Source organism: Lacisediminihabitans sp., assembly GCF_036569425.1.
In the GTDB taxonomy this organism is placed as follows: domain Bacteria; phylum Actinomycetota; class Actinomycetes; order Actinomycetales; family Microbacteriaceae; genus Lacisediminihabitans.
In genome coordinates this window covers 1-22881 of record NZ_DATCQQ010000017.1, presented here as the reverse complement: position 1 = coordinate 22881, position 22881 = coordinate 1, and the positions used below count along the sequence as shown (strand labels likewise).

The 22881-nt window shown below is 68.2% G+C and carries 21 protein-coding genes, 1 tRNA gene and 2 pseudogenes; 22 read left to right on the top strand and 2 right to left on the bottom strand.

The window, feature by feature from the left end; genetic code table 11:
• From VIM54_RS02645 to VIM54_RS02580, 14 genes are all read left to right on the top strand, one after another.
• Nucleotides 1–677 (top strand): hypothetical protein (locus tag VIM54_RS02645; protein WP_331898940.1); only part of this gene is annotated, 677 nt, incomplete at its 5' end.
• A gap of 147 nt (nucleotides 678–824) precedes the next feature.
• Entirely contained in the window at nucleotides 825–1001 is a 177-nt protein-coding gene (locus tag VIM54_RS02640) for a DUF4244 domain-containing protein (RefSeq protein ID WP_331898938.1), read from the top strand.
• Nucleotides 979–1341, top strand: a complete 363-nt coding sequence (locus tag VIM54_RS02635; protein ID WP_331898936.1) for a TadE family type IV pilus minor pilin — start codon at nucleotides 979–981, stop codon at nucleotides 1339–1341. The genes VIM54_RS02640 and VIM54_RS02635 overlap by 23 nt, the downstream gene beginning before the upstream one ends.
• Nucleotides 1338–1718, top strand: a complete 381-nt coding sequence (locus tag VIM54_RS02630) for an Rv3654c family TadE-like protein (RefSeq protein WP_331898934.1) — start codon at nucleotides 1338–1340, stop codon at nucleotides 1716–1718. The genes VIM54_RS02635 and VIM54_RS02630 overlap by 4 nt, the downstream gene beginning before the upstream one ends.
• Nucleotides 1719–1927: 209 nt before the next feature.
• On the top strand, nucleotides 1928–4774 hold the full coding sequence (topA, locus tag VIM54_RS02625; RefSeq protein WP_331898932.1) for a type I DNA topoisomerase: 2847 nt from the start codon (nucleotides 1928–1930) through the stop codon (nucleotides 4772–4774).
• Nucleotides 4775–4776: 2 nt separating this feature from the next.
• The gene (gene tmk, locus VIM54_RS02620) at nucleotides 4777–5400 is read left to right on the top strand and encodes a dTMP kinase (protein ID WP_331898930.1); all 624 of its coding nucleotides are present in this window, start codon (nucleotides 4777–4779) and stop codon (nucleotides 5398–5400) included.
• Nucleotides 5401–5797: 397 nt separating this feature from the next.
• Nucleotides 5798–6955: a DNA polymerase III subunit delta' gene (locus VIM54_RS02615; protein ID WP_331898928.1), complete on the top strand. Its 1158-nt coding sequence runs from the start codon at nucleotides 5798–5800 to the stop codon at nucleotides 6953–6955.
• A gap of 53 nt (nucleotides 6956–7008) precedes the next feature.
• Nucleotides 7009–8553 carry an alpha/beta hydrolase gene (locus VIM54_RS02610; RefSeq protein ID WP_331898926.1) on the top strand — a complete coding sequence of 515 codons (1545 nt, stop codon included), beginning with the start codon at nucleotides 7009–7011 and terminating at the stop codon, nucleotides 8551–8553.
• Nucleotides 8547–10100, top strand: a complete 1554-nt coding sequence (locus tag VIM54_RS02605; protein ID WP_331898924.1) for an alpha/beta hydrolase — start codon at nucleotides 8547–8549, stop codon at nucleotides 10098–10100. Before VIM54_RS02610 ends, VIM54_RS02605 begins: the two co-directional genes overlap by 7 nt.
• A gap of 70 nt (nucleotides 10101–10170) precedes the next feature.
• Nucleotides 10171–10821, top strand: a complete 651-nt coding sequence (locus tag VIM54_RS02600; protein WP_331898922.1) for a helix-turn-helix domain-containing protein — start codon at nucleotides 10171–10173, stop codon at nucleotides 10819–10821.
• 72 nt (nucleotides 10822–10893) lie between these two features.
• Nucleotides 10894–10966 (top strand) — tRNA-Thr (locus VIM54_RS02595).
• 442 nt (nucleotides 10967–11408) lie between these two features.
• Nucleotides 11409–12311, top strand: a complete 903-nt coding sequence (locus VIM54_RS02590; RefSeq protein ID WP_331898920.1) for a metalloregulator ArsR/SmtB family transcription factor — start codon at nucleotides 11409–11411, stop codon at nucleotides 12309–12311.
• A 74-nt stretch (nucleotides 12312–12385) separates the two neighbouring features.
• The gene (locus VIM54_RS02585; RefSeq protein ID WP_331898918.1) at nucleotides 12386–12796 is read left to right on the top strand and encodes an arsenate reductase ArsC; all 411 of its coding nucleotides are present in this window, start codon (nucleotides 12386–12388) and stop codon (nucleotides 12794–12796) included.
• 154 nt (nucleotides 12797–12950) lie between these two features.
• Complete coding sequence (locus VIM54_RS02580) at nucleotides 12951–13631, top strand: MIP/aquaporin family protein (protein ID WP_331898942.1); 681 nt, start codon at nucleotides 12951–12953, stop codon at nucleotides 13629–13631.
• Between the two features lie 16 nt (nucleotides 13632–13647).
• On the opposite strand, the gene VIM54_RS02575 is transcribed toward VIM54_RS02580, so the two are convergent.
• Nucleotides 13648–13854 carry a dodecin gene (locus VIM54_RS02575; RefSeq protein WP_331898916.1) on the bottom strand — a complete coding sequence of 69 codons (207 nt, stop codon included), beginning with the start codon at nucleotides 13852–13854 and terminating at the stop codon, nucleotides 13648–13650.
• Between the two features lie 146 nt (nucleotides 13855–14000).
• Here VIM54_RS02575 and VIM54_RS02570 point away from each other — a divergent pair, with 146 nt between their 5' ends.
• Entirely contained in the window at nucleotides 14001–14351 is a 351-nt protein-coding gene (locus tag VIM54_RS02570; protein WP_331898914.1) for a hypothetical protein, read from the top strand.
• A gap of 150 nt (nucleotides 14352–14501) precedes the next feature.
• Here the strand turns inward: VIM54_RS02570 and VIM54_RS02565 are convergent, their stop codons facing one another.
• On the bottom strand, nucleotides 14502–16979 hold the full coding sequence (locus VIM54_RS02565) for a bifunctional YncE family protein/alkaline phosphatase family protein (protein ID WP_331898912.1): 2478 nt from the start codon (nucleotides 16977–16979) through the stop codon (nucleotides 14502–14504).
• Nucleotides 16980–17208: 229 nt separating this feature from the next.
• On the opposite strand from VIM54_RS02565, the gene VIM54_RS02560 reads away from it, so the two are divergent.
• The 7 genes and pseudogenes from VIM54_RS02560 to VIM54_RS02535 form a co-directional block, all read left to right on the top strand.
• Nucleotides 17209–18045 (top strand): serine protein kinase RIO, encoded by an 837-nt coding sequence (locus tag VIM54_RS02560; RefSeq protein WP_331898910.1) that lies wholly within the window; start codon nucleotides 17209–17211, stop codon nucleotides 18043–18045.
• Between the two features lie 89 nt (nucleotides 18046–18134).
• Nucleotides 18135–18866, top strand: coding sequence for a hypothetical protein (locus VIM54_RS02555; protein ID WP_331898909.1), 732 nt, complete (start codon nucleotides 18135–18137; stop codon nucleotides 18864–18866).
• A 35-nt stretch (nucleotides 18867–18901) separates the two neighbouring features.
• Complete coding sequence (locus tag VIM54_RS02550; RefSeq protein WP_331898908.1) at nucleotides 18902–19813, top strand: L,D-transpeptidase; 912 nt, start codon at nucleotides 18902–18904, stop codon at nucleotides 19811–19813.
• Between the two features lie 63 nt (nucleotides 19814–19876).
• A pseudogene (locus VIM54_RS15975) lies at nucleotides 19877–20101 on the top strand (hypothetical protein); the annotation flags it as partial.
• A 272-nt stretch (nucleotides 20102–20373) separates the two neighbouring features.
• Nucleotides 20374–21261: a hypothetical protein gene (locus VIM54_RS02545; protein ID WP_331898907.1), complete on the top strand. Its 888-nt coding sequence runs from the start codon at nucleotides 20374–20376 to the stop codon at nucleotides 21259–21261.
• Nucleotides 21262–21304: 43 nt separating this feature from the next.
• Entirely contained in the window at nucleotides 21305–22288 is a 984-nt protein-coding gene (locus tag VIM54_RS02540; protein WP_331898906.1) for a Gfo/Idh/MocA family oxidoreductase, read from the top strand.
• 31 nt (nucleotides 22289–22319) lie between these two features.
• Nucleotides 22320–22881: pseudogene (locus tag VIM54_RS02535) on the top strand (hypothetical protein); the annotation flags it as partial.

The window sequence follows — 22881 nt, the reverse complement described above, 5'->3', positions numbered from 1 at the left end:
CCTGGCAGGTGGCGACGGATGCCGGCGCACCGCTCGCCCCGACGCTCGCGGAACTCGCGTCGTCGCTGCGGGCGCTCGCGCAGAACCAGGAGGACCTGCGTACCGCGCTCGCCGGACCGGCCGCGACCGCGCGCATGGTGGTGATGCTGCCCGTGGTCGGCGTGCTTTTCGGCCTGGTGCTCGGCTTCGACAGCCTGTCCGTGTTGTTCACCACCCCGCCGGGGCTCGTGTGCCTCGGCCTCGGTGTGGCGCTGATGCTCGCTGCCCGTTGGTGGAGTCGGCGCCTCGTCGACTCGGCGCGGCCGAGACAGCTCACCCCGGGCCTCTCCCTCGATCTCATGGCCATCGCGGTGTCGGGCGGCGCGGCGCTCCCGAGGGCCATCTCCTCCGTGAGTGGGGCGTGGGCGCGCTTCGGCCTCGACGACGACGGGGGTCGCGAGGCCATCGACGGCGTGCTCGCACTGTCGCGCCGTGCGGGCGTTCCGGCGGCGGCCCTCCTGCGAAGCGAGGCCGCGGAGGCGAGACGGGCCGCCCGCAGTGCCGGGGAGCGCAGGGCGGCAACCGTGGCGGTCACCCTCATGCTTCCGCTCGGCGTCTGCGTGCTGCCCGCGTTCATGCTGCTCGGTGTCGCGCCGCTGCTCATCGCGGTGGTGTCCTCGACGGTCGCGGGGTTCTGAGCGGCGGCGCTCGTCTCGCCCACAGCCACGGCCCGCTCGCCGGTTCCCCCCGACCGGTGCGCTCGGGAGCCGGGTGCCGCCGGACGTGGGCAGGCTGGCGTGGCCGGCACAGGTCGGCACGATCAATCGACACGAAGGGACAGGGGCATGAAACGTCTGAAGAGGATGCTGGGAAAAGAGGAGGGGGCGGCGACGGCCGAGTACGCGATCGCCACGATGGCCGCGGTCGGCTTCGCCGGACTGCTCGTGGCGATACTGCGCAGCGACGAGGTGAGGGGGATCCTCACCGACCTGGTGCACCGTGCACTCACCTTTGCGGGTTGACCGTTCTCCCGAGCGGGGCAGTGTCACGGCGGAATTCGCCGTCGTGATCCCGGCGGTGGTGCTCGTGCTCGCGATGTGCCTGTCCGGGCTGCAGCTCGCCGGCACGCAACTCCGGCTGCAGCAGGTGGCGGCGAGCGCCGCCCGGTCGCTGGCGCGCGGGGAGGCGCTGGGCACCGCCGGCCGAATGGCGGCCCAGCTCGCGCCCGGCGCGACGCTGAGCGAGGAGGGCCAGGGGTCGATCGTCTGCGTGCGCGCGAGCTCTCCCGGATCCGCGGTGCGCGGGTTGCTGGGCGCCGTGTCCCTCTCGGCGCGCAGCTGCGCCCTGGCCGGTGGCCGGTGAGGGACGAGAGCGGCTCGGGATCGGTGCTCGGCGTCGCGCTCATCGCGGCGGTCATCGCCATCGCGACGCTCATGATTCCGGTCATTCGCGCCCTCGCCGCGGTAGGGCAGGGGTGGGCCGCGGCCGACGCCTCCGCGCTCGCTGCGGCGGACGTGGCCGTCGGCATCCGGCCGGGAGTTCCCTGCGAATCGGCGGCCGCCGTGGCGGCGTCGAACGGCGCGCGCCTCGACGGTTGCGTGGTCGACGGCCCCGTCGTCACGGTGAGCGTGGAGGTCGCGGTGGTCGGATTCGGGCTCAGCGTTCGCGCGACTGCTGGTCCGCCCGGCGGCTCGGCGGGGCATCCGGGGGAGTCGACGTTCGGACCGCCGGGCGGCTAGCGGGCACGGTTGTTTGCCACCGGGCTGAGCGAAAGGCGTCGTCATGATCGGGGGTGCAATGGGGTTGCTCGGCGTTTCTGTGTGTATGGTGTGCCTGTCGGGGGTGCGCCCCGACAACCTTCGCCGCGACATCCTGTACCAACGCCGCCGCAGGCTGGGCGAGGTTCGAGAAACAGCAGTGGCGCAAGCCGCAAAAGCCAAGGAGCAAGGTGCCAGGCACGAAGAAGCTGGTCATAGTCGAGTCGCCGGCAAAGGCGAAGACGATCGCCCAGTATCTGGGCGACGGATACGAGGTGTTGGCCTCGGTCGGACACATCCGTGACCTTATCGAGCCGAAGAACCTTCCGGCGGAACTCAAGAAGGGGTCGCTCGGCAAGTTCTCCATTGACGTGGAAAACGGTTTCGCCCCCTACTACGTCGTCTCCGACCAGAAGAAGAAGACGGTCGCCGAACTCAAGCGCGCGCTCAAGGGCGCCGACGAGCTCTATCTCGCAACTGATGAGGACCGCGAGGGCGAGGCCATCGCGTGGCACCTTCTCGACGAGCTCAAGCCCAAGGTTCCCGTGAAGCGCATGGTGTTCCACGAGATCACCAAAGAGGCGATCCAGCGCGCGCAGGAGAACACTCGCGACATCGACACCGCCCTCGTCGACGCCCAGGAGACCCGCCGAATCCTCGACCGCCTCTACGGCTACGAGGTCTCGCCCGTGCTCTGGCGCAAGATCGGGCCCGGCTTGTCTGCCGGCCGGGTGCAGTCCGCGGCCACGAGGCTCGTCGTCGACCGGGAGCGCGAACGGCTGGCCTTCGTTCCGGCCGGGTACTGGGACCTTTCGACCCAGCTCACGGCATCCGTCGATTCGACTCGGTTCGAGGCTCGCCTGGCGAAGCTCGACGGCAGCCGGGTGGCCACGGGCCGAGACTTCGACGACAAGGGCCAGCTCAAGGCTCAGACCGGAGGCCGCGCGGATGTCGTGGCCCTGGACGAGAAGGCGGCCACGGCCCTCGCCGACGCGCTTCGGGATCCGAGCGTCTCGGTCGTCGTGGCGTCGGTCGATTCGAAGCCGTACACGCGGCGGCCGGCCGCTCCCTTCAGCACCTCCACGCTGCAGCAGGAGGCGGCGCGCAAGCTGCGCTTCTCCGCCCGCCAGACCATGAGCGTGGCGCAGGGCCTGTACGAAAACGGCTACATCACCTACATGCGTACGGATTCGCTCAACCTCTCGCAGCAGGCGATCAACGCCGCGCGGGCCCAGGCGAGTTCGTTGTATGGCGCGGAGAGCGTGTCGGAGAAGCCGCGCGTCTATGCGAGCAAGAGCAAGAACGCCCAGGAGGCCCACGAGGCGATCCGCCCGGCCGGCGACACCTTCCGCACCCCCGCCGGGCTCGAGGGCGTGCTCCGCGGCAACGACTGGAAGCTCTACGACCTCATCTGGAAGCGCACCATCGCGTCGCAGATGGCGGACGCGAAGGGGTCGACCGCCTCGGTGGTCATCACCGCGGGTCCCGTGCTCGGTGACGCGGTCGCGGAATTCGCGGCGAGCGGCACAGTCATCACCTTCCGCGGCTTCCTGCAGGCCTACGAGGAGAGCCGCGACGAAGACCGCAACGACGTTGCGGAGCCGACCGAGGCGAAGCTGCCGCCGCTCACCGCCGGGCAGAAGCTCGACATTGTGGACGTGGAGGCGAAGGGGCACGAGACCAGTGCACCCCCGCGCTACACGGAGGCAAGCCTCGTCAAGACGCTCGAAGAGCTCGGCATCGGTCGTCCCTCCACCTACGCCTCGATCATCTCCACGATCATCGACCGCGGGTACGTGACCCCCCGCGGCACGGCCCTCGTTCCGAACTGGATCGCGTTCTCGGTGGTTCGGCTGCTCGAGGACTACTTCACCGACCTCGTGCAGTACGACTTCACCGCGGGCATGGAAGACGACCTCGACCGCATCGCGGGCGGGGAAGAGGACCGGGTCGCCTGGCTCAACAGCTTCTATTTCGGCAGCGACAAGCACCGCGGGCTGCGCAACGTGATCGACAACCTCGGCGACATCGATGCCAAGAGCATCAACTCGATCAAGCTCGCGGATGACGTGACGCTTCGCATCGGCAAGTACGGCCCGTACCTCGAGGTGATCGACCCCGAGGCCGAGCCGGATGTTCCGCCGCGCCGGGTCAACATCCCACCGGACCTGGCGCCGGACGAGCTCACGGTTGACAAGGCACGCCAGCTCATCGAGGCGCCCGTCGTCGTCGATCGCGTCATCGGCGTCAACCCGGAGAACGGCAAGAACGTCGTCGCCAAGGACGGCCGGTTCGGGCCGTACGTGACCGAGGTCGACCCCGAGCCGGAGATCGTGGCCGTGGAGTCGGTCGCCGAGCCGGCCGAGACCGTGGACCCTGTCACCGGGGAGATCATCGCGCCGAAGAAGAAGCGCGCCGCTCCGAAGAAGGTCGCCGCGGTGAAGCCGCGCACGGCATCCATCTTCAAGTCGATGGACCTCGCAACCGTGGACCTCGACACCGCCCTGCGTCTGTTGGCGCTGCCCCGCGTGGTGGGGCAGGACCCCGAGACCGGCGAGGAGATTCTCGCCCAGAACGGTAAGTTCGGCCCGTATCTGAAGAAGGGGGCGGACACCAGGTCGCTCACCGAGGAGGACCAGATCTTCGAGATCGACCTCCCGGGCGCCCTCGAGCTCTACGCCCAGCCCAAGTACGGTGCGCGGCGCGCATCGAGTGCCCTCAAGGAGTTCGACGCCGACCCGGTCAGCGGCAAGCCCATCCGCATCAAGGACGGCCGGTTCGGGGCATACGTCACCGACGGCGTGACGAACGCGACGATCCCGCGCGGGGAGACGGTTGAGGAGGTCGACTTCGATCGCGCCATCGAGCTTCTTGCCGACAAGCGTGCGAAGGGGCCGGCGAAGCCGAAGGCGAAGGCTCCGGCGAAGAAGCCCGCTGCCAAGAAGCCGGCGGCCAGGAAGCCCGCTACCAAGAAGCCTGCGGTCAAGAAGCCGGCGGTGCGCAAGGCGGCGGCATCGAAGCCAGCCGCAAGCGAATAGTCGTGTCCGGGCTCTTCATCACCTTTGAGGGCGGCGACGGCTCGGGCAAGTCGACCCAGGCCGAGCTTCTCGCCGACTGGCTCGTCGCCTCCGGGCACGCCGTGGTGCGGTCGCGCGAGCCGGGCGGCACCGAGCTCGGCGTCGAGCTGCGCGAGATCGTGCTGCACCGGCGGGGTCACATCGCGCCGCGCGCCGAGGCCCTGATTTATGCGGCCGACCGCGCGCACAACATCGCCACGAAGGTGCGGCCGGCGATCGAGCGCGGCGACATCGTGATCCAGGACCGCTATCTCGACTCCTCCGTCGCGTACCAGGGCGCCGGTCGGGTGCTCGACGCGAAGGAGGTGCGCGACCTGTCCCTCTGGGCGACCGAGGGCTTCATGCCGCACCTCACCATCCTGCTCGACCTCGACGAGACGATCGGTCGGGAGCGCCTCGACGACGCCCGCACGCGGTACGACCGCCTGGAGGCAGAGAAGGACGACTTCCACGCCCGGGTGCGAGCGGGCTACCTGAGCCTCGCCGCCGACGAGCCGGACCGCTTCCTGGTCTTGAGTGCCACCGACTCGATCGAGTCGATTTCCGCGGCCATCCGCGCGCGCGTCGAGGCACTGCTCGTCCGCTGACGCGATTGCTCACGGCGGACGACTTTCGTCCGATTGCCTGCCGCGCCTGCCGCGCCTGCCGCGCCTGCCGCGCCTCGACTGTCCGCCGGTCTGCTCTGCCTGCCCCCGTGTGCATAACTCAGGCTGTTTGCGTAGTTGAACGTTCCGACCAGGCGGATGCGCGTGGTTATGGAAGAACAGCCTGAGTTATGCACACGGCGGCGAGGGCGGGCGGCGCGGCAGGCATGGCGCAGGTGGCGAGGGCGGCGCGGCAGGCATGGCGCAGGTGGCGAGGGCGGCGCGGCAGGCAAGATCGGCGGCCTGGGCGGCGCGGTAGAAGGCGGCGCAGCGCGAGCGGCGCGGAAAGCAGCGGCCGGCGTAGAGCTGGCTATCGGCGGGTCCGCCTAGGCTTAGCGCTATGTCCGTGTGGGATGAACTGACCGGCCAGTCGGAGGCCATTGCGATCTTCCGCGCCGCGGCGGCCGATTCGAGCCTTCGCGACGCGCCCATCGGCGACTCCGCGATGACGCACTCGTGGCTCATCACCGGTCCGCCCGGCTCCGGTCGGTCGAACCTGGCCTACGCCTTCGCGACCGCGCTGCTCAGCCCGCCCGACCCGGCCGGCGAAGAGGCGACCAGGCGCCAGGTTGCGGCCCGCACGCATCCGGATCTGGGCGTGCTGTCGACCGAGGGCGTCATCATCAAGATGGCGGACGTGCAGAAGTTCGTCACCACCTCCTACTTCTCGCCATCGGTGAGCCGTTACCGGGTGATGGTGATCGAAGACGCCGACCGCATGGTCGAACGCACGTCGAACGTTCTGCTCAAGGCGCTCGAGGAGCCGCCGCCCCGCACGGTGTGGATCCTCTGCGCGCCGAGCGAGGCCGACCTGCTTCCCACGATCCGGTCGCGGGTGCGTAGCGTGCGGCTGCGGGTTCCGGATGTCGCGGAGGTCGCCGAGCTGATCTCCCGTCGTGACGGGGTCGACCTCGCCACCGCCACGCGCGCGGCGCGCGAGTCGCAGAGCCACATCGGCATGGCTCATCGCCTGGCGACGAATGAGGAGGCGCGACGCCGACGCCAGGTGACCCTGGACATCGCCCTCGGCATCCGCAGTGTCTCGGATGCGGTGATTGCCGCGTCCAAACTCCTCGCTCTGGCCGGCGAGGATGCCAAGTCGATCACCGAGGAGCGCGACGCGGAGGAGCGCGAGGGAGCCCTGCGATCGCTCGGCATCGAGCCGGGCGGCACCATCCCGCCCGCGCTGCGCGCCCAGCTGCGCACCCTCGAGGAAGACCAGAAGCGGCGGGCGACCCGCAGCCTGCGCGACGGCATCGACCGGATAATGGTGGACCTGCAGTCGCTCTACCGCGACGTGCTGCTGCTTCAGCTCGGGGTGCCGAGTGAGCCGATCAACCTGGCCATCTACTCGCAGCTCGTGAGCGCGGCGGATGCCACCACGGCGGCGGCGACACTCGCGACGATGGATGCGATCGCCACGGCCCGCAAGCGCATCGACGGCAACGTGTCGCCCGCCCTCGCCCTCGAGGCGATGCTCATCTCGGCGGCTCGGTAGCCGCCACGACCACAGCACTCTCGCGCTCGCCGAGCGCCCGACCAGAGGAATCCATGACCATACGTCGCCACCCGGCGCGATCTTCCGCCGTGGCCGCGGCCCTGGCCGCCGTGCTCGTGCTGAGCGGGTGCGTCTCGTCGTTCCTGCCCAAGCCGTCGAGCACCCGGTCGACCCCGACAGGGGAGACGGTGGCGGCCGACCTCGAGCCGTTCTACAGCCAGGTGCTGAAGTGGAAGAGTTGCGAGGGCGGCGCCTTCCAGTGCACGACGGCGAAGGCGCCGATGGACTGGAAGAACCCGGAGACGAAGTCGATCTCGCTCGCGCTCATCCGCAAGACCACCTCCGGCACCGCGCTGGGTTCGCTGCTGGTGAACCCTGGGGGACCGGGCGGCTCCGGCTACGACTTCGTGCGCGACAGCCTGTCCTACGCCGTCGACGACACGCTGCAGAAGAACTTCGACATCGTGGGTTTCGACCCTCGCGGGGTGAACAAGTCGTCGGTGGTGTCCTGCTATGACGATCCGAAGCAGCTCGACTCCTACCTCTTCGACGTGTCGCCGAATCCGGTGGGATCGGATGCCTGGATCGCCGACCAGGAGGCGAGCAACAAGAAATTCGGGGAGGCCTGCCTCAAATACACCGGCGACCTGCTCGGCTTCGTGGACACGGTGAGCGCCGCCCGCGACCTGGACCTGCTGCGCGCCGTGCTCGGCGACAAGAAGCTCAACTACCTCGGCTATTCGTACGGTACGCTGCTCGGTGCCACCTACGCCGACCTGTATCCGAAAAAGACCGGGCGACTGGTGCTCGATGGGGCGCTCGACCCGGCCACCTCGAGTCTCGACGTGAGCGAGACCCAGGCGAAGGGGTTCGAGAGCGCCCTGCGCGCGTACATCGCCGACTGCGAGACCGAAAAGAAATGCCCGTTCACTGGTTCCGTGGATTCCGCCATGGCGACGGTGCGCTCCCTGCTCGACAGCCTCGACGCGAGCCCCTTGCTCGCCACGGACGGCCGCCGGCTCGGCAGCGCAGCGATGACCAATGCGATCATCCTGCCGCTCTACAACAAGAAGAGCTGGCCGTACCTCAACGACCTGTTCAGCCAGGCGATGCAGGGCGACGCGGACTACGCCTTCCAGCTCGCCGACAACTATTTCGGGCGTAATGCCAAGGGAAAGTTCACCGACAACTCCGCCGAGGCGTTCATCGCAGTGAACTGTCTCGACTACGAGAATCCTCCGGTGACGAACGCGAGCCTGAGGGCGGATGCCGCCACGCTGAAGCGGGCGGCGCCCGTGCTCGGCCCGCAACTGTCGTACGACGTATCCTGCGCCGCCTGGCCGTTCGCGTCCACGCGTGACCGGGTCGCGATCGCGGCGAAGGGCTCGGCCCCGATCATGGTCGTCGGCACCACGAACGACCCGGCGACACCCTACGTGTGGGCGAAGAATCTCGCCTCGGAGCTCGACAACGGCCACCTCGTCACCTACAAGGGCGAGGGACACACCGCGTACAACAAGTCCAACGCCTGCGTGAACAACGCCGTCGACGACTTCCTCGTGAGTGGCACCGTGCCGGCGAAGGATCCCCTGTGCTGACGTCCCGGCGGAGGGGCGTGCGCGCGGTCGGGATCGTCGCGGCGCTCATCGCCGCAACGCTGGTGCTGAGCGGCTGCGTGCCGTTCGACACCCACACCGGCGCGTCCTCCTCCACCTCGAAGCCGACGGGGGAGAAGGTCTCGGCCGAGCTGCAGTCGTACTACTCGCAGGTGCTCCGCTGGAAGGCCTGCGGCAGCCAGCAGTGCGCGTTCGCCAAGGCGCCGATGGACTGGAAACACCCGTCGGCGTCCTCGGATATCTCGCTCGCGCTCACCCGGGCATCCGCCACCGGCACGCGCCTCGGCTCGCTCTTCGTCAACCCGGGCGGGCCGGGCGCCTCCGGCTACGACACCGTGCACGACAATCTCAAGTTCGCCGTGAGCGCGACGCTGCGCAAGAGCTTCGACGTGATCGGCTGGGATCCTCGGGGCGTCGGCAGGTCGAGCGCTGTGAAGTGCTACGACGACGCCGGGCTCGACGACTACATCTACGGCTTGGCCAAGAACTCCGTCAACAGCCCAGCGTGGGTGGCGGAGGTGACGAAGTCGGCGAAGGATCTCGGGGCCGCGTGCCTCAAGAACACCGGCCGGCTGCTCGATTTCGTGGACACGCAGAGCACGGTCAGCGACCTCGATATGCTGCGCGCCGTGGTGGGGGACAAGAAGCTCAACTACCTCGGCTACTCCTACGGCAGTGACATCGGCATGTTCTACACCGACCGGTTCGCCGGCAAGGTGGGTCGCGTAGTGCTCGACGGCTCGACGGATTCGACCCTGTCGATCTTCGACGTCGACCTCGAGCAGTCGAAGGCCTTCGAAACCGCGCTGCGGCACTACCTCGAGGACTGCCCGTCGACCAAAAATTGTCCGTTCACCGGGAGCGTCGACGACAGCCTGGCGAAGATCTCCGCCCTCTACGACCATCTCACCGTGTCGCCGCTGACCGCACCGGACGGTCGCGAACTCGACAACAACCTGCTCTCCACCGCGATCAGTTCCGCCCTCTACGACAAGTCGTCCTGGCCGTACCTCAGCGACATGTTCGGTGAGATCAGGAAGGGCAAGACGGATACCGCCTTCGTGCTCGCGGACTTCTACAACGGCCGCAACAGCGACGGAACATACAAGGACAACTCGCTCGTCGCGTTCTATGCGGTGATGTGCCTGGACTATCCGGTGGTGACCGACCCGGCGGAGATCGCCCGGCAGAATGCCCTGCTGGTGGAGGCCGCCCCCACGACGACTCGACCCTCCGTGGTGGGCGATGTCGTGTGCCAGAACTGGCCGTTCCACAACCGCACGCCGCCGTCTCCCGTGACCGGCACGGGGGCGGCGCCCATCCTCGTGCTCGCCACCACCGGGGACCCGGCGACGCCGTACCCGTGGGGCGTGGCGCTGTCGAAGCAGTTGCAGAGCGCGCACCTCATCACGCGCCACGGCGAGGGCCACACCGCGTACAACCGCGGAATCGCCTGTGTGGATGACGCGGTCGACCGCTACTTCACCACCGGAGCGGTGCCCTCGAGCGATCCGGACTGCACCGGATGAGCCGGGAACACTGGCCGACCGTGTTACGCACCAAATTGTGCAAATTTGCAGTTCGCGCAAGAATGTACTCATGACTATCGATGCCGCCCACTCCGGTCTGCGCGAACGCAAGCGTCTGGCCACCCGGCGCGCCATCCAGTTCGCCGCCCTCAGCCTCGTCGCCGAAAAGGGCCTCGACAACGTCACCATCGACGAGATCAGCAATGTCGCCGACGTCTCGCCCCGTACCTTCTTCAACTATTTCGCCTCGAAGGAGGCGGCGATCGCCGGCGATGCACCGGAGCTTCCCGGCGAGGAGGCCATCGCCCGTTTCGTTGCGGCCGGCCCGTCGACCAGCCTGTTGGAGGGCATCGGCGACCTGCTCACGGAGGCCTCTGACGTCTCATCCACCGACACCGACCTCCTCCTGCTGCGCCGCGGCGTGCTCAAGCAGTATCCGCAGTTCGTCGCCCTGCGGATGGCGGCAATGCGTGCGTTCGAGGACCAGCTCGCCGACGTGGTGGCCCGCCGTCTCGTGGCGGACCAGCCGGAGTTCGCGCGCCAGCCGGAGGCCCTCGCCGACAGGTCCCGCCTGATCACTCTCGTCGCCGCTGCAGCGATGAAGCACGCGTGGACCTGCTGGGCCGATAACGAGGGGGGAGTCGCCCTCGCTGATCGGCTGCGCGACTCGTTCGGCCAGCTCGGCTCGATCCTCGCGCCGGCGGCGGTGCCGGCCGGCTGATCCCGGGGCGCAAGCGGACGCCTCGCGATCCGCTAAGCTTTCATGCTGTGCCACTTGGGTTTCCCGAAGCACGCCGCCTTAGCTCAGTCGGTAGAGCATCTCACTCGTAATGAGAAGGTCGTCAGTTCGATTCTGACAGGCGGCTCCGGTAAACGTTGGGGTGCAAGCCCCATCGTGTGGACTCCTTCGGATGGCGTCCCCTCCGGAACCCCTCGTTGAGGGTCTGTCGGTTAGTGCAGTTGTCGGCCACAAGTGCACCATGACGAAGTTCGTAGAGGTCCGTTACCGTGACTGTGGATGGTGCGGGACTAATGCCGTGGCGATGTTGGTGCGCTGGTCCGACTACATGGTGCAGGACGCGCAAGGCGCGCATCACTCGTGGGCTGCTCTGTCTTGTCCACGATGCGGGAACGTCACACTCGTATCTCTTGATGCGCAGGTTGCGGGTGGCCAACGGCATCGAGCGTTGGTACGCCCGCTCCCGGATGGCCGCGGCGAGCGTTCGTGCGGAAGCATCCTTGGTCAGCTCACGGAAATGACGCCCGCCATCCCGTTGTCGACGCCCCCTAACCCATAGACTGCAATCTATGGATACCGATTCGGGGACGGCGGCGGTGCTGAAGCTCCTCGCGGATCCGACGCGGGCGCGCATCCTCGGGCTCATTATGGATAGCCCGACGGGGAGGCGTTCGGTCGGGGAGCTGGCGGCCGAGCTCCAATTGCGCCAACCGACGGTGAGCCATCACCTCAAGGCGCTCGTTGACGAGGGTCTCCTGGAGCGAACCCCCGAAGGCCGACTCGCGTGGTACTCGATGCAACCGGAGCAGGCGGATCGCGTGGCGGAGGTGCTCACCGGGTCCCGCGCCACCGTGATGGCCGACGGTGTGCTCGAGCGCATATCGACCGATCTCTCGAGGCGGTTCGCCGGCGTGTTCGGTCCAGAGACCGTCGAACGGTACGTGCGGGAGAGCTATGCGCTCCTCGCCGAGAACGCCCGGATCACGCGGTACCTTCCCTCGCTTGCCTCCCGGTTTGCCGCCGATAGGCTCTCGGCTCTGGCACGAAGCGAGTCCGCCGCGCTCGACCACGTTCCCGAGGTCTTGTTCGTCTGCGTGCAGAACGCGGGCCGGTCCCAGATGGCCGCGGGAATCCTCCGCCACCTTGCCGGCGACACCGTGCGGGTTCATACCGCGGGATCGGCGCCGGCCAGCGCCGTTCGGTCGGTGATCATCACCGCACTGGATGAGATCGGTGTGTCGATCGGCGGCGAATTTCCGAAACCGCTCACTGACGAGGTGGTGCGCGCGGCGGACGTTGTCATCACGATGGGGTGCGGAGATGCTTGCCCCGTCTACCCGGGGAGACGATACCTCGACTGGGAAATCGACGACCCGGTGGGCCTGCCGATAGGCCAGGTGCGGGCCATTCGCGATGACATCGAAACGCGAGTGCGGGCGCTCCTCGTGTCCCTCAAGGTGAACGCCGCCTGAATTCTCACTCGATCGAGCCACGGATCCATAGATCTCGGTCTATGCTTTTAGTGTCGTCGAGAGTTAGGAATCCAATGTCTGAGAAGCCCACTGTCCTGTTCGTGTGCATCCACAACGCGGGTCGCTCGCAGATGGCTGCCGGCTACATGCGCGCACTTTCCGGCGGGGTCGTCGAAGTGCGATCCGGCGGGTCGGAGCCCGGTGACCAGATCAATCCCATGGCGATCCAGGCGATGGCGGAGGAGGGCATCGACATCTCGCAGGCCGTGCCCCAGCTGATGACGACCGAGCAGGTCGAGGACTCCGACGTGGTCATCACGATGGGATGCGGCGACGTGTGCCCGATCTTCCCGGGCAAGCGTTACGAGGACTGGGAGTTGACGGACCCGAAGGGCAAGTCGATTGATGAGGTTCGCCCGATCCGCGACGACATCAAGGCCCGGGTCCAGGCCCTGCTGGCCGAACTGCTGCCCGCCACGGTCTGACCGGCCCGTGCAACCAGCCTTGCGCCAATGTCGTCACCATGCCCACCTCCGCGTCGAGTCGAAGGAGCTCTCCGCGTGACCACTATCGACGCCCCGCACGAGTCTGCACACGTTGTCTGAGACGCTTTCCCTGCCCGCGGAAACCGGATCTCGCATCGCCGCTGCATCCGCTGCCCGGCGGGTGGCCGGCGAGTTCCTGGGCAGCGCACTGCTGACGGCGATCGTCGTCGGCTCGGGGATCGCCGCCCAGCGGCTGTCTCCGAACGACACGGGGCTGCAGCTGCTCGAGAACGCGTTCGCCACCGCGCTCGGCCTGACCGTGCTGATCCTGGTGTTCGCCCCACTCTCGGGAGCCCACTTCAACCCCGTCGTCTCTCTCGTTGATGCGCTCCTCGGTCATCGCACCTGGGGAGAGGCCGTGCGCTACATCCCGGCGCAGGTCGTGGGATGCATCGCCGGCGCGATGCTCGCCAACCTGATGTTCGGCGAACGGGCCGCGACGTGGAGCACCACGGAGCGGCTGTCCGCCCCGCACCTGCTTGCCGAGGTCGTCGCGACCGCCGGCCTCGTTCTCGTGATCTTCGCCCTCGTGCGCACCGGTCGCGCCGCCTTGGCGGCTCCCGCCGTCGGCGCGTACATCGGAGCGGCCTACTTCTTCACCTCCTCGGCCAGCTTCGCGAACCCGGCCATAACGATCGGCCGCATGGTCACCGACACCTTCGCCGGCATCGCGCCCGGCTCGGCCGGCGGCTACATCGCGGCCCAACTGGTCGGTGCCGCACTTGGCTGGGGCTGTGTGCGGCTGCTCTTCCCGCACGAGCACACCGAGATCTAGCCAGATGACAGAGCCGTCATTCGAGTTTGAACCCGACCTTCATCGTGACCTGCACGTGGGCAATCGCCCCGTCCTCAATGTGGCCGCGGGTGCCGATGACCTCGAACCAGTCGAGGTGACGGACCGTCTCCGATGCCCGGGCAATGCCGCTTCGGATGGCCGCATCGATGCCGTCCGGGGACGTTCCGACGACTTCGATCACTCGGTAGGTGTTGTCGCTCATGGTTTCCTCACTCCTTCGTGTTGGGTGGTGTTGCCCCTGACCATAGGCCGCCGTGGGGCGCTCGACAACCCGTCTGCGCAGATCAGAGTGCGGAGGGGAACTCATGCAGGCCCGCATGCTGTCCTGGTAGTGCTACTGTCCCAAACATGGGACACAAATTCTCGGCCACGCCGTTTCCAGACTTTCCGGTCACGGCAGAGCAGTGCGCGGCGGCCGTTGCGGCGGCGAAGAGATCGGCCGAGGATGCGGAGCTGACGCTGCAGCTGGTGCTGGCCCAAGCGGTGCGCCGCTGCACTCTGAGCGGCCTATCTCAGCGGCAGACCGCGGACGTGCTCGACCTGAGCAAGAGCGAGGTCAATCGCATCGCAAGGTTCGTCGCGGCGCCCCAGGCGGGAGCAGCGCTGCGAAACGGCGGCTTTTCCGATGACGTCAACAGGGCAGTCGAGCGAGCCTGGGCAAGCCCGCCGGTCGACGGCGAACGCCCAGACGCCGATTAGCCCAGACCCCGACTAGCCCAGACCCCGACTAGCCCAGACGCCGATTAGCCCCGCCGCACTCGGGCGGTGTCAAGCATCGAATGCGCGTGCGAAAGGGCCCGGCGATTGCTCGCCGGGCCCCGTCAGGCTCGCCGCTCGCGCGGCGCCGGGCTACTCGTCGCCGTCGGGTGCACCACCCGAGCCGATGACGTTGTGCTCGGGGGCCGGCATGACCGATCCGGTGCCGCGCACCGACTTCCAGATGGCTCGGTTGTAGAGCTGCTCGTCGATCGTGTCCTCGGTGACCGTCTTCTGGGCTCCGGACTGCGTCGCCAGCGGGGCATTAGCCGCGTTCACCGTCGCCATGTCGTACGAGGGACGGACCGCCGAATACGGGGCGCGATTCGCCTCGCTCGTGAAGGAGGCGCTCATCGGGGTGGCGAAGGCGTCGAACTGGGTCAGCGGCTGGATGCCCGCCACGAGGCCGATGGTGCGAACCATGGATGCCGTGCTGTAGAACGTGGAGTCCACCTTGCCGGTCTGCGTGTACGGGCTGATCGCGAGGGCCAGGGTGCGGTGGGCGTCCACGTGGTCCGGGCCGTTCTGCGCGTCATCCTCGGTCACGAAGATCGCGGTGTCCTTCCAGATCTTGGAATGCGACACCGTGTCGACCAGCTGGCCGAGCGCGAAGTCGTTGTCCGCGACGTAGGCCTTCGGCGTGGGCTTTCCCGGGCTGGTGGCCTGGGTGTGGTCGCTCGGCAGCCGCACGAACTGCACGGTGGGAACGGTGTTCGCGGTCACGCTCGCCGTGAAGTCCTTGATCCACTCGTCCACTCTCGGGGTTCCGCAGTCCGCCTTGAGCGCGGTGAAGGTGCCCGAGGCATCCGGGCAGCCCATGTCGAAGCCGCGGTAGCCGTGGTCGGTCTGCGCATTGAGCACCGGGTCAGCGGCGATGAAGCTGCCGCCGGAGTTCTGCACGAAGAATCCGTAGTTGCGAAAGCTGACGTTCGCCTTGGCCAGGCGCTGCCAGACGTAGGTGTTGTCCGGCTCCTGCGAGGCGTGTTCCGGGTCGGCGCTCTCGCTGGGGTACGGGGCCTTGCGCCCCGAGTAGTTGGCCGGCCACATCTGCTCGGCGTATGGATTCGAATTGGCGGAGGTCACCCAGTTCCAGCCGTTGGCGCTCACCTCGGCGTCGGCGTAGAAGTTGTCGATCGTCGTGAACTGCTTGGACAGGCTGCGGAAGTTCGGGGCGGACTCATCGCCGAAGAGGTTGAGGGACGCATCCCCGTTTCCCCGGCCGAGGCTGCCGAGCACCTGGTCGTATGTACGGTTCTCCTTCACGATGTAGATCACGTGCTTGATCGGGCTCGGCTGCCCTGGCTTGCGCGGAATCACTTCGCCCTGGGCCGCGACCGAGCTGTTGTTGCTCTCGACCTGCCTCGTGGCCTTGCGCAGCCGGTCCCCGGTGGGGATGTCGAAGCTCGAGAGCGTGCCGGTGATCATCGAACCGGTGTACTGGTTCTCCGCCGTCGGGGTCGTGGACTCCGGGTTGGGATGACCCGGCCCGTTGTTGGGCCCGGCGCCCAGTCCCTTCGCGTTGGTGACGAGCAGCTTGCCGCCGGCGAAGGCCACCGAGGTGGGATACCAGCCGACGGGCACGACGCCGGCGACCTGCTTGCTGGCGAGGTCGACGACCGCCACATCGTTGTTGCCCGAGTTGCTCACGAGGAGCGTGCCCTTCGTGTCGTCCAGGGCCAGACCGGTCGGGTTCGAGCCGATCGGCGCGCCGTCGTACGGCGCGAGCCTGATGGTCGACGACGTGCCGGCGGAGAGGGCGACCGCGGACACCGTGTCGGCATCGCCGTTGGCGACGTAGAGTGTGTCGCCCGCCGTGGACAGCAGCGACTTGTTGGGGTGCAGGCCGACGGGGAGGGTCGCGGTGACCACCGGGTCGGGGCCGGCGAGGCCGACGGCGGAGACGGTGGATGCGCCCTGGTTCGTCACGTAGGCGGTCTGGCCGTCCTTGGAGAGGGTGACCCAGAGGGGCCGATGACCGACCGGCACCGTGGAGACGGTTCCGGTGGCCAGGTCGACCACGGACACCGCGTCGGCGAGTTGGTCGGCCACGACCAGCCGTTTGCTATCGGGGGTGAGCGCGAGGCCGGCGGGGAAGAGGTTCAGTTTCGCGCCATCCGGTGTCGTGGACGGAAGGGGGATGGCGGTGCCCTCGGTGAGCGTGCCATTGGCGAACGAGTAGACGCGGATCTTGGCGTTCGCGGCGGCGCTCGCGAAGGCCCTCGTGCCGTCCGGGCTCCAGGCGAGTCCCATGTAGAGCGACTCGGGGGAGAGGTAGCTGATCGTCTGCACCACCGCGCGGGTGCCGACATCGACCAGCTGCAGCGACTGCGTTCCCTGGCCGTTGTTGCTCACGAGCAGCTTCTTGCCGTCGGGGGAGAGGGCGGAGTTGAGGGGCAGATCGCCGAGGCGGGTCTGCTGGCCGGCGGGCGTGACCCGCTGGCCGACGGATGTCGTGGCGGTGCCGTCCTGGTGCGGCCCGGCCACATTCTGCGTGATGGCCGCGGCGGCCACCCCGCCCACGAGCGCGAAAGCAAGTAGGCCGATGAGGCCGGTCGATCGTTTTATCGTCATGTGCCCGACGCTGACACCGCAATACAAAGCCCCGACGGTGTTTGCATAGACTCCCGATGAACAGGCCGGCCTCGCTACACTGAAGCCACACGACACCGCTCCGCGAGCGGCCGATGAGAGGGGAAGACGCCATGACGACCTTCCTTGTGCTGTGCCCCGACGCCACCTCACTCATCGAGGCCGCCGCTCTCTAACGCCCGGCGGCCTCCAGCCCCCTGGAGAACCCACCGTGTCAGTATCCGACGACGATTTCGTCGCCCTCAGCTTTTCCCTCGTCGAACCCGGCGAGAACCAGCGCTGGTCCACCTGGCCGGCGATCACCCCCAGCGAGCGCGGTCCGCGTCCGCTCCCCGACTGGGTCGTCACCTCGGCGGCCGCCATCGACAGCGAACTTGGCATCGTCAAGACCGGCAAGGAGGCAGACGTCTTCCTGATCGAACGCGCCGTGCCCGACGACCCGGCGCAGTCGAGCATCCTCGCCGCGAAGCGCTATCGCGGGCCGGAGACGAGCGACTTCCATCGCTCGGCCCAGTACCGCGAGGGTCGCCGGATGCGGAATACGCGCGACTCCCGCGCGGTGGCCAGGGGATCCGCTTACGGGCGCTCGGTGTCGGCGGCCCGCTGGGCCTACGCCGAGTTCGAGGCTCTCAGCACCATGCACTCGCTCGGCGCGGCGGTTCCCTATCCGGTGCAGGTGAACGGCACCGAGGTACTGATGGAGTTCATCGGCGAGGGTGTGGTCGCCGCCCCGCGGCTCGCGCAGGTGCGCTGCTCCGTCGCCGAACTCGACGGCTACTTCGCCCAGGTGGTGGAGATCATGCGGGTCTTCGCCGGCGCGGGCACCGCGCACGGCGACCTCTCGCCATACAACCTGCTCGTTCAGCGCGGTCGCGTCGTGGCGATCGACCTTCCGCAACTGGTGGATGTCGTGAGCAACCCCGGCGGGATGGCCCTGCTGCAACGGGACTGCCACAACGTCTGCGAGTGGTTCACTCGACGCGGCCTCGAGCGCGAAGAGGACGAGTTGTTCGCCGAACTCGTTGGGGAGGTGTACAGCCGGATGTGAGCCGCTCGTCGCGAAAATGCCCGGCGCTCGACATAGCAGCGCGGGGGAAACCCCGTGGTACCGTGCAGTGAACGTAGGGAGCAATTACCATGACAAGTAACACCACGTTTAACTTGCGGCGGTCAGGTTTCATCCTCGGACTCCTCGTCGCGGTCTCCGTACTTATCGGCGTTCACCCGCTGTCGACCTACGCTGCTCCGGCCTCTCCCGCGGTCAACCAGTGCAACGGCACCGACAATGTCGGGGGCCAGGCAGTGGTCTGTGATGTCACCATCACGAACAATCTCAATCTGGCCACGGGCGCGGTCAGTTCCTCGGTGACTACCAACGACTGCCACGGTGCCGCCGGCGCGCCGCCCGTGATCACCTGCATCACCCTCACCCAGAACTTTCCGACCCTCACGACATCCGTGACCCAGTGCGATGGTTCTGGCAACGGCGGCGGCGCCAACGTGATCTGCAGCGTGACGATCCTCAACAACATCACCGGCACCGTCACTCCCACGGCCGCCACGGTGAACCAGTGCGTCGGATCGGGCACTGGCGGCGGCGGCGGCTCGACCATGATCTGCGACCCGTTCCCGGCAAACACCACCAATGCCACGGTCACCCAGTGCAACGGCTCCGGCACCGGTGGCGGCGGTGTGATCCGCGTGCAGTGCAGCGTTGGCCCGTCTACCATCACCTCGGTGCTCCCCGTGACCGTCAACCAGTGCAACGGTTCAGGCACCGACGGCGGCGCCACGGTCACCTGCACGGTGTCGATTCGGAACACAATCCTGGCCTCGAGCTCCCCGCGACTTCCCGTCGTCTCGGGCTAACGGCCGCCGTTCGGCGGGGCGCGGAGCGCTCACCGGTGTCCGTCATTCCTGGATCACGTCGCTGGATTCTGATCGCCGCGGCGGCGGTGGTCGTGGTGTCCGCGGTGGTTGCCGTCGCGGTGACCGCGAGTCCTTCGCCGACGGCGCCGACCGCGCCGCCTTCGGCTCTTCCGTCGACGCCAGCGCCCGTCCCCACGGCGACGGGCCCGGCCTACACGCCGCCCGATGCCGCGGCACTCGCCGCCCTGCCCGACGCGAACTACGACGCGGTGATCCCCGGTCTTCTTGATGCAGCGCCAGCGGCAGTCCTTCCCATTCGCGCGGAGACCTTCACCCTCAAGGCCGACCTGACTCCCCTCTACGGTGCCGATCGCTCCGGGCCGCCCGTCGCCTCCCTGCCGTTCCTGAACTTCCTGGGATCACGCACGGTGGTCGCTCCCGTGGTGGTTCACGACGGCGAGTGGACCCAGATTCTCACGCCCAGCCGGCGTGAGCTGCCGAGCACGTCGAGCACCGGGGTCGCCGCTTCCCAGACCATGGCCTGGGTGCGGACCGACCAGTTGGTTGGTGGCGCCCCGGTGCTGCAGCACGTGCTCGTGCGTCTCGGCGCGGGCACCCTGTCCATCGTGAACACCGCGGATGGCGCGGTGACCGCCAGCTACCCGATCGGAGTCGGCAAGGCGGCGACGGCCACCCCAGTGGGAGTGAGCTACCTCGAGGCGCGGTACAGCGACCCGAAGCAGGTCGTCGGCCACTCGATCTACCTCACCGGGGCGCATTCGGCCGTGGCCGATCACCCGTTCGGGCCTGACCAGGGACTCGTCGGCATCCATTGGTCCGCGGTGCACGACGGGGCGGTCAGCCACGCCTGCATCCGTCTCGATACCGCCGGCGACATTGCAATGGCGAAGATCGCCGTCGGCAGCCCGGTGCTCGTCGTACCGTGACGTGTGGTGCCGGCGTCCCTCGCGCGGCCGATTGTCGAGTTGCGACTGGAAGACGATCTGCAGCTGCCGACAGGAGCTCCAGTCGACCTCCTGACCACACTTTACGTCTTCCGCGATGATCGGATCCCGCCGGGGATCGGCCTGTCCAGAGACCATGTCCGCGGTCGTAAGCCTCGGCTGGTGGATGCCGAGTTGCTCTGCTTGATCGTCGCCCAGCACCTGCTCCAGTTCGACTCGGAAACGCGGTGGATCCGCTACGCCAACACGCATCTGCGAGGCATTTTCCCGCTCGAGGGGGGCGGCATTCGAGGCCCACCGGCTCGCGCAAGAGCGGTTCGGATTCTCGCCTCCTCGCCGCAAATCCTGTCCGCCTTAAGGGGGACACAACGCGTGTTCTGCCCCCGGACTGAGGGTTTCCTTAGGCAACGACACGCCCCCACTTCGAGGGTGTTCGTCTGGCCGGATCCCCGAAATTGGTTGTGACCGGGCGAGGGCGGGCCTAGCGTTGTGGGAGGTGCTGCTGAGGGGTACGCACCTCACGGGGTTCGGGGGAATCTGGAATGAAGCGCTTTGCACTACTCACGACACTCGTGACGGCCGTGCTCACACTCGTGCTGCCGTTCGTCGGCGGAGGCGGTCCGGCGCTCGGCTCGGCCTCGTCCGCCACCGCCGTCGAGACCGGGGTGCCCGTCTTCGCTTCACCCGTCGCCCGGACGGCCACGGCCACCGTTCAGATCGCGGTGCCCGGCATCGACACCATCGTGAGCCGCGCCGCCCAAACCGCCGCCTACCTCAAGACGGACACCGAGCACCTCGGCCAGAAGCCCGTGCCGGTACCCGTCGTCGTCGCTCCGCCGGCCTCGCCGGCGCCGAGGACCGCGAGCGGACATCGTGCGACCCCGTCCGCTGCGTCCGGCACCGCGGAGCGCCGCGCCGCCGCGGCGGCGACCGGCAGCGCCTGCCCCGGCAGCGCAGGCGGCGGCGGAAGCGCGCCCGGCCGGACGTCCGGCGGAGGTGTCGCTGGCACGACGTCCGGCGACATCCAGTCCTTCTCCGCGGCCTACAACGCCATCCGGGCCGCGAACTGCCTGCCGTCCATCCCGGCCGGCAACTTCCGCTACGACGGCTGCATGGAACAGCGCCTCTTCTGGATGGCGGAAGACCCGAGCACCGACCCGATGAGCGCCTGGGGCCACCTCGGTTCCGTGCGCAGCGATGGCGTGCCGAGCGTCGGCTGCGACGGCAACCTCGCCGGCGGAACCGGGAACAGCGGCGCGACGGTTGCCCAGAAGTGGTGGGACTCGCCGCCGCACCGGCTGTCCCTTTACAAGCCGAGCTACGCTGGCGGCACGGGCGGCGTCTGCATCTACTTCGCGATGACGCACGGCGGAATCCCCAACGAGCCGTACAGCTTCACGCGGGCCGCGGCCCGCTGGGGTGGCTGCTAGATTTCTTGTGGTGCGGGCGCGGTCGCCCGGGCGGAAGGAAGACATGGCTGGCACGATTCGCTGGGGCATCCTCGGCACCGGTTTCATCGCCCACCTGCAGGTCGCCGACCTCGTGAAGAACGGGTTCGCTGTGACCGCCGTCGGTTCCCGCAGCCAGGAGTCCGCCGACGCATTCGCGGCCGAGTTCGGCATTCCTGAGGCGCACGGCAGCTATGAGGCGCTCGTGGCTGACCCGAACGTGGACATCGTCTACGTTTCGACGCCGCATCCGTTCCATGCCGAGAACGCCCTGCTCGCCCTCCGCGCCGGCAAGCACGTGCTGATCGAGAAGGCGTTCACCCTCAACGCGGCAGAGGCCCGCGAGGTGGTGCGAGTGGGTGCCGACGCCGGCCTCGTCGTGCTCGAGGCGATGTGGACGAGGTTCCTGCCGCACATGGTGCGGATCCGGGAGATCGTCGCCGCCGGCACGCTCGGCGACGTGCGCACGCTCATCGCCGACCACAACCAGAACCTGCCGACGGATCCGAAACACCGCATCAATAACCCAGAACTCGGCGGCGGCGCCCTGCTCGATCTCGGCATCTACCCGATCTCATTCGCCTTCGACCTGTTCGGTTCCCCGTCCACCGTGTATGCCAACGCCGCGAAGACGTCCACGGGTGTCGACCGCCAGACTGCGATCGTCTTCGGCTATGCCGACGGCCAGCAGGCCGTGCTGCACTGCGCGCTCGACACCGCCGGCCCGAACAGGGCGGTGATCCTCGGCACCGAGGGGCGCATCGAGATCGATTCGGTCTGGTACTCGCCGACCACGTTCACCGTCTTTGACTCGGCGGGCACCGTGATCGAGCGCTTCGAGACGGCGGTGGAGCCGCGAGGGATGCAGTTCCAGGCCTGGGAGGCCGAGCGCCTCATCGGGGCGGGGCTCACAAGCGGCGAGATCCTGCCGCCCGAGGAGAGCGTGCGCATCATGGAGACGCTCGACGAGATCCGGCGCCAGATCGGCGTGGTGTACCCGGGCGAATAGGCTCACAACCGCCTCCGTTTAGAATGGAGGCGTGAGTGACCCCCAGGACCCACAGTCGCCCCCCGAGCAGCACCTGAGCCGGCGCGCCGCTCGTGAGGCTGCCGAGGCGGCCGACGCGGCCCGGGTCGACGCCGCCCAGCAGCCCGTGGCGGAAGAGCCGCCGGCGACAGAACTGATCCCGGCGGACGGGCACACCCAGTTCCTGCCGGTCGCCGCGGCGACGGCTCACATTCCCGCGACCTCCGATAGCGGGCCCGTGCCCAACGATGTCGAGACGGTGATGTTCCCTGCGACCGGCCCCGGCCGCGCCGACCTTGGTGCAGGCGGCACCGGCACAGCCGACGCCGGTACCGGATCGGATGCCGCTGTGTCGGATTCCGCCGTGTCGGGTTCCGCCGTGTCGGGTTCTGCGGGCGAGCCCCCCACGGGAGTGAAGGCCGCGGCCACCGCGGCGCTCGGCGGCATCTTCGCAAGCATCCGCACGCATCCGAACGCGTGGCTCTTCTCCGCTCTCGGGCTTGCCGTCGTTCTTCTCGGCACCGGAGCGTTCTTCGCCGGAGCGGCCGTCGGCTCGCCGACGCCCGCCGCGGCGG

Excerpts from the sequence above, each read along its gene's own strand:
- VIM54_RS02545 (WP_331898907.1), top strand. The coding sequence starts at position 20,374 with ATGAAGCGCTTTGCACTACTCACGACACTCGTGACGGCCGTGCTCACA.
- VIM54_RS02615 (WP_331898928.1), top strand. The coding sequence starts at position 5,798 with ATGTCCGTGTGGGATGAACTGACCGGCCAGTCGGAGGCCATTGCGATC.
- VIM54_RS02640 (WP_331898938.1), top strand. The coding sequence starts at position 825 with ATGAAACGTCTGAAGAGGATGCTGGGAAAAGAGGAGGGGGCGGCGACG.
- VIM54_RS02575 (WP_331898916.1), bottom strand. The coding sequence starts at position 13,854 with ATGAGCGACAACACCTACCGAGTGATCGAAGTCGTCGGAACGTCCCCG.
- VIM54_RS02600 (WP_331898922.1), top strand. The coding sequence starts at position 10,171 with ATGACTATCGATGCCGCCCACTCCGGTCTGCGCGAACGCAAGCGTCTG.
- VIM54_RS02555 (WP_331898909.1), top strand. The coding sequence starts at position 18,135 with ATGACAAGTAACACCACGTTTAACTTGCGGCGGTCAGGTTTCATCCTC.
- VIM54_RS02565 (WP_331898912.1), bottom strand. The coding sequence starts at position 16,979 with ATGACGATAAAACGATCGACCGGCCTCATCGGCCTACTTGCTTTCGCG.
- VIM54_RS02585 (WP_331898918.1), top strand. The coding sequence starts at position 12,386 with ATGTCTGAGAAGCCCACTGTCCTGTTCGTGTGCATCCACAACGCGGGT.
- VIM54_RS02590 (WP_331898920.1), top strand. The coding sequence starts at position 11,409 with ATGGATACCGATTCGGGGACGGCGGCGGTGCTGAAGCTCCTCGCGGAT.
- VIM54_RS02570 (WP_331898914.1), top strand. The coding sequence starts at position 14,001 with ATGGGACACAAATTCTCGGCCACGCCGTTTCCAGACTTTCCGGTCACG.
- VIM54_RS02540 (WP_331898906.1), top strand. The coding sequence starts at position 21,305 with ATGGCTGGCACGATTCGCTGGGGCATCCTCGGCACCGGTTTCATCGCC.
- VIM54_RS02610 (WP_331898926.1), top strand. The coding sequence starts at position 7,009 with ATGACCATACGTCGCCACCCGGCGCGATCTTCCGCCGTGGCCGCGGCC.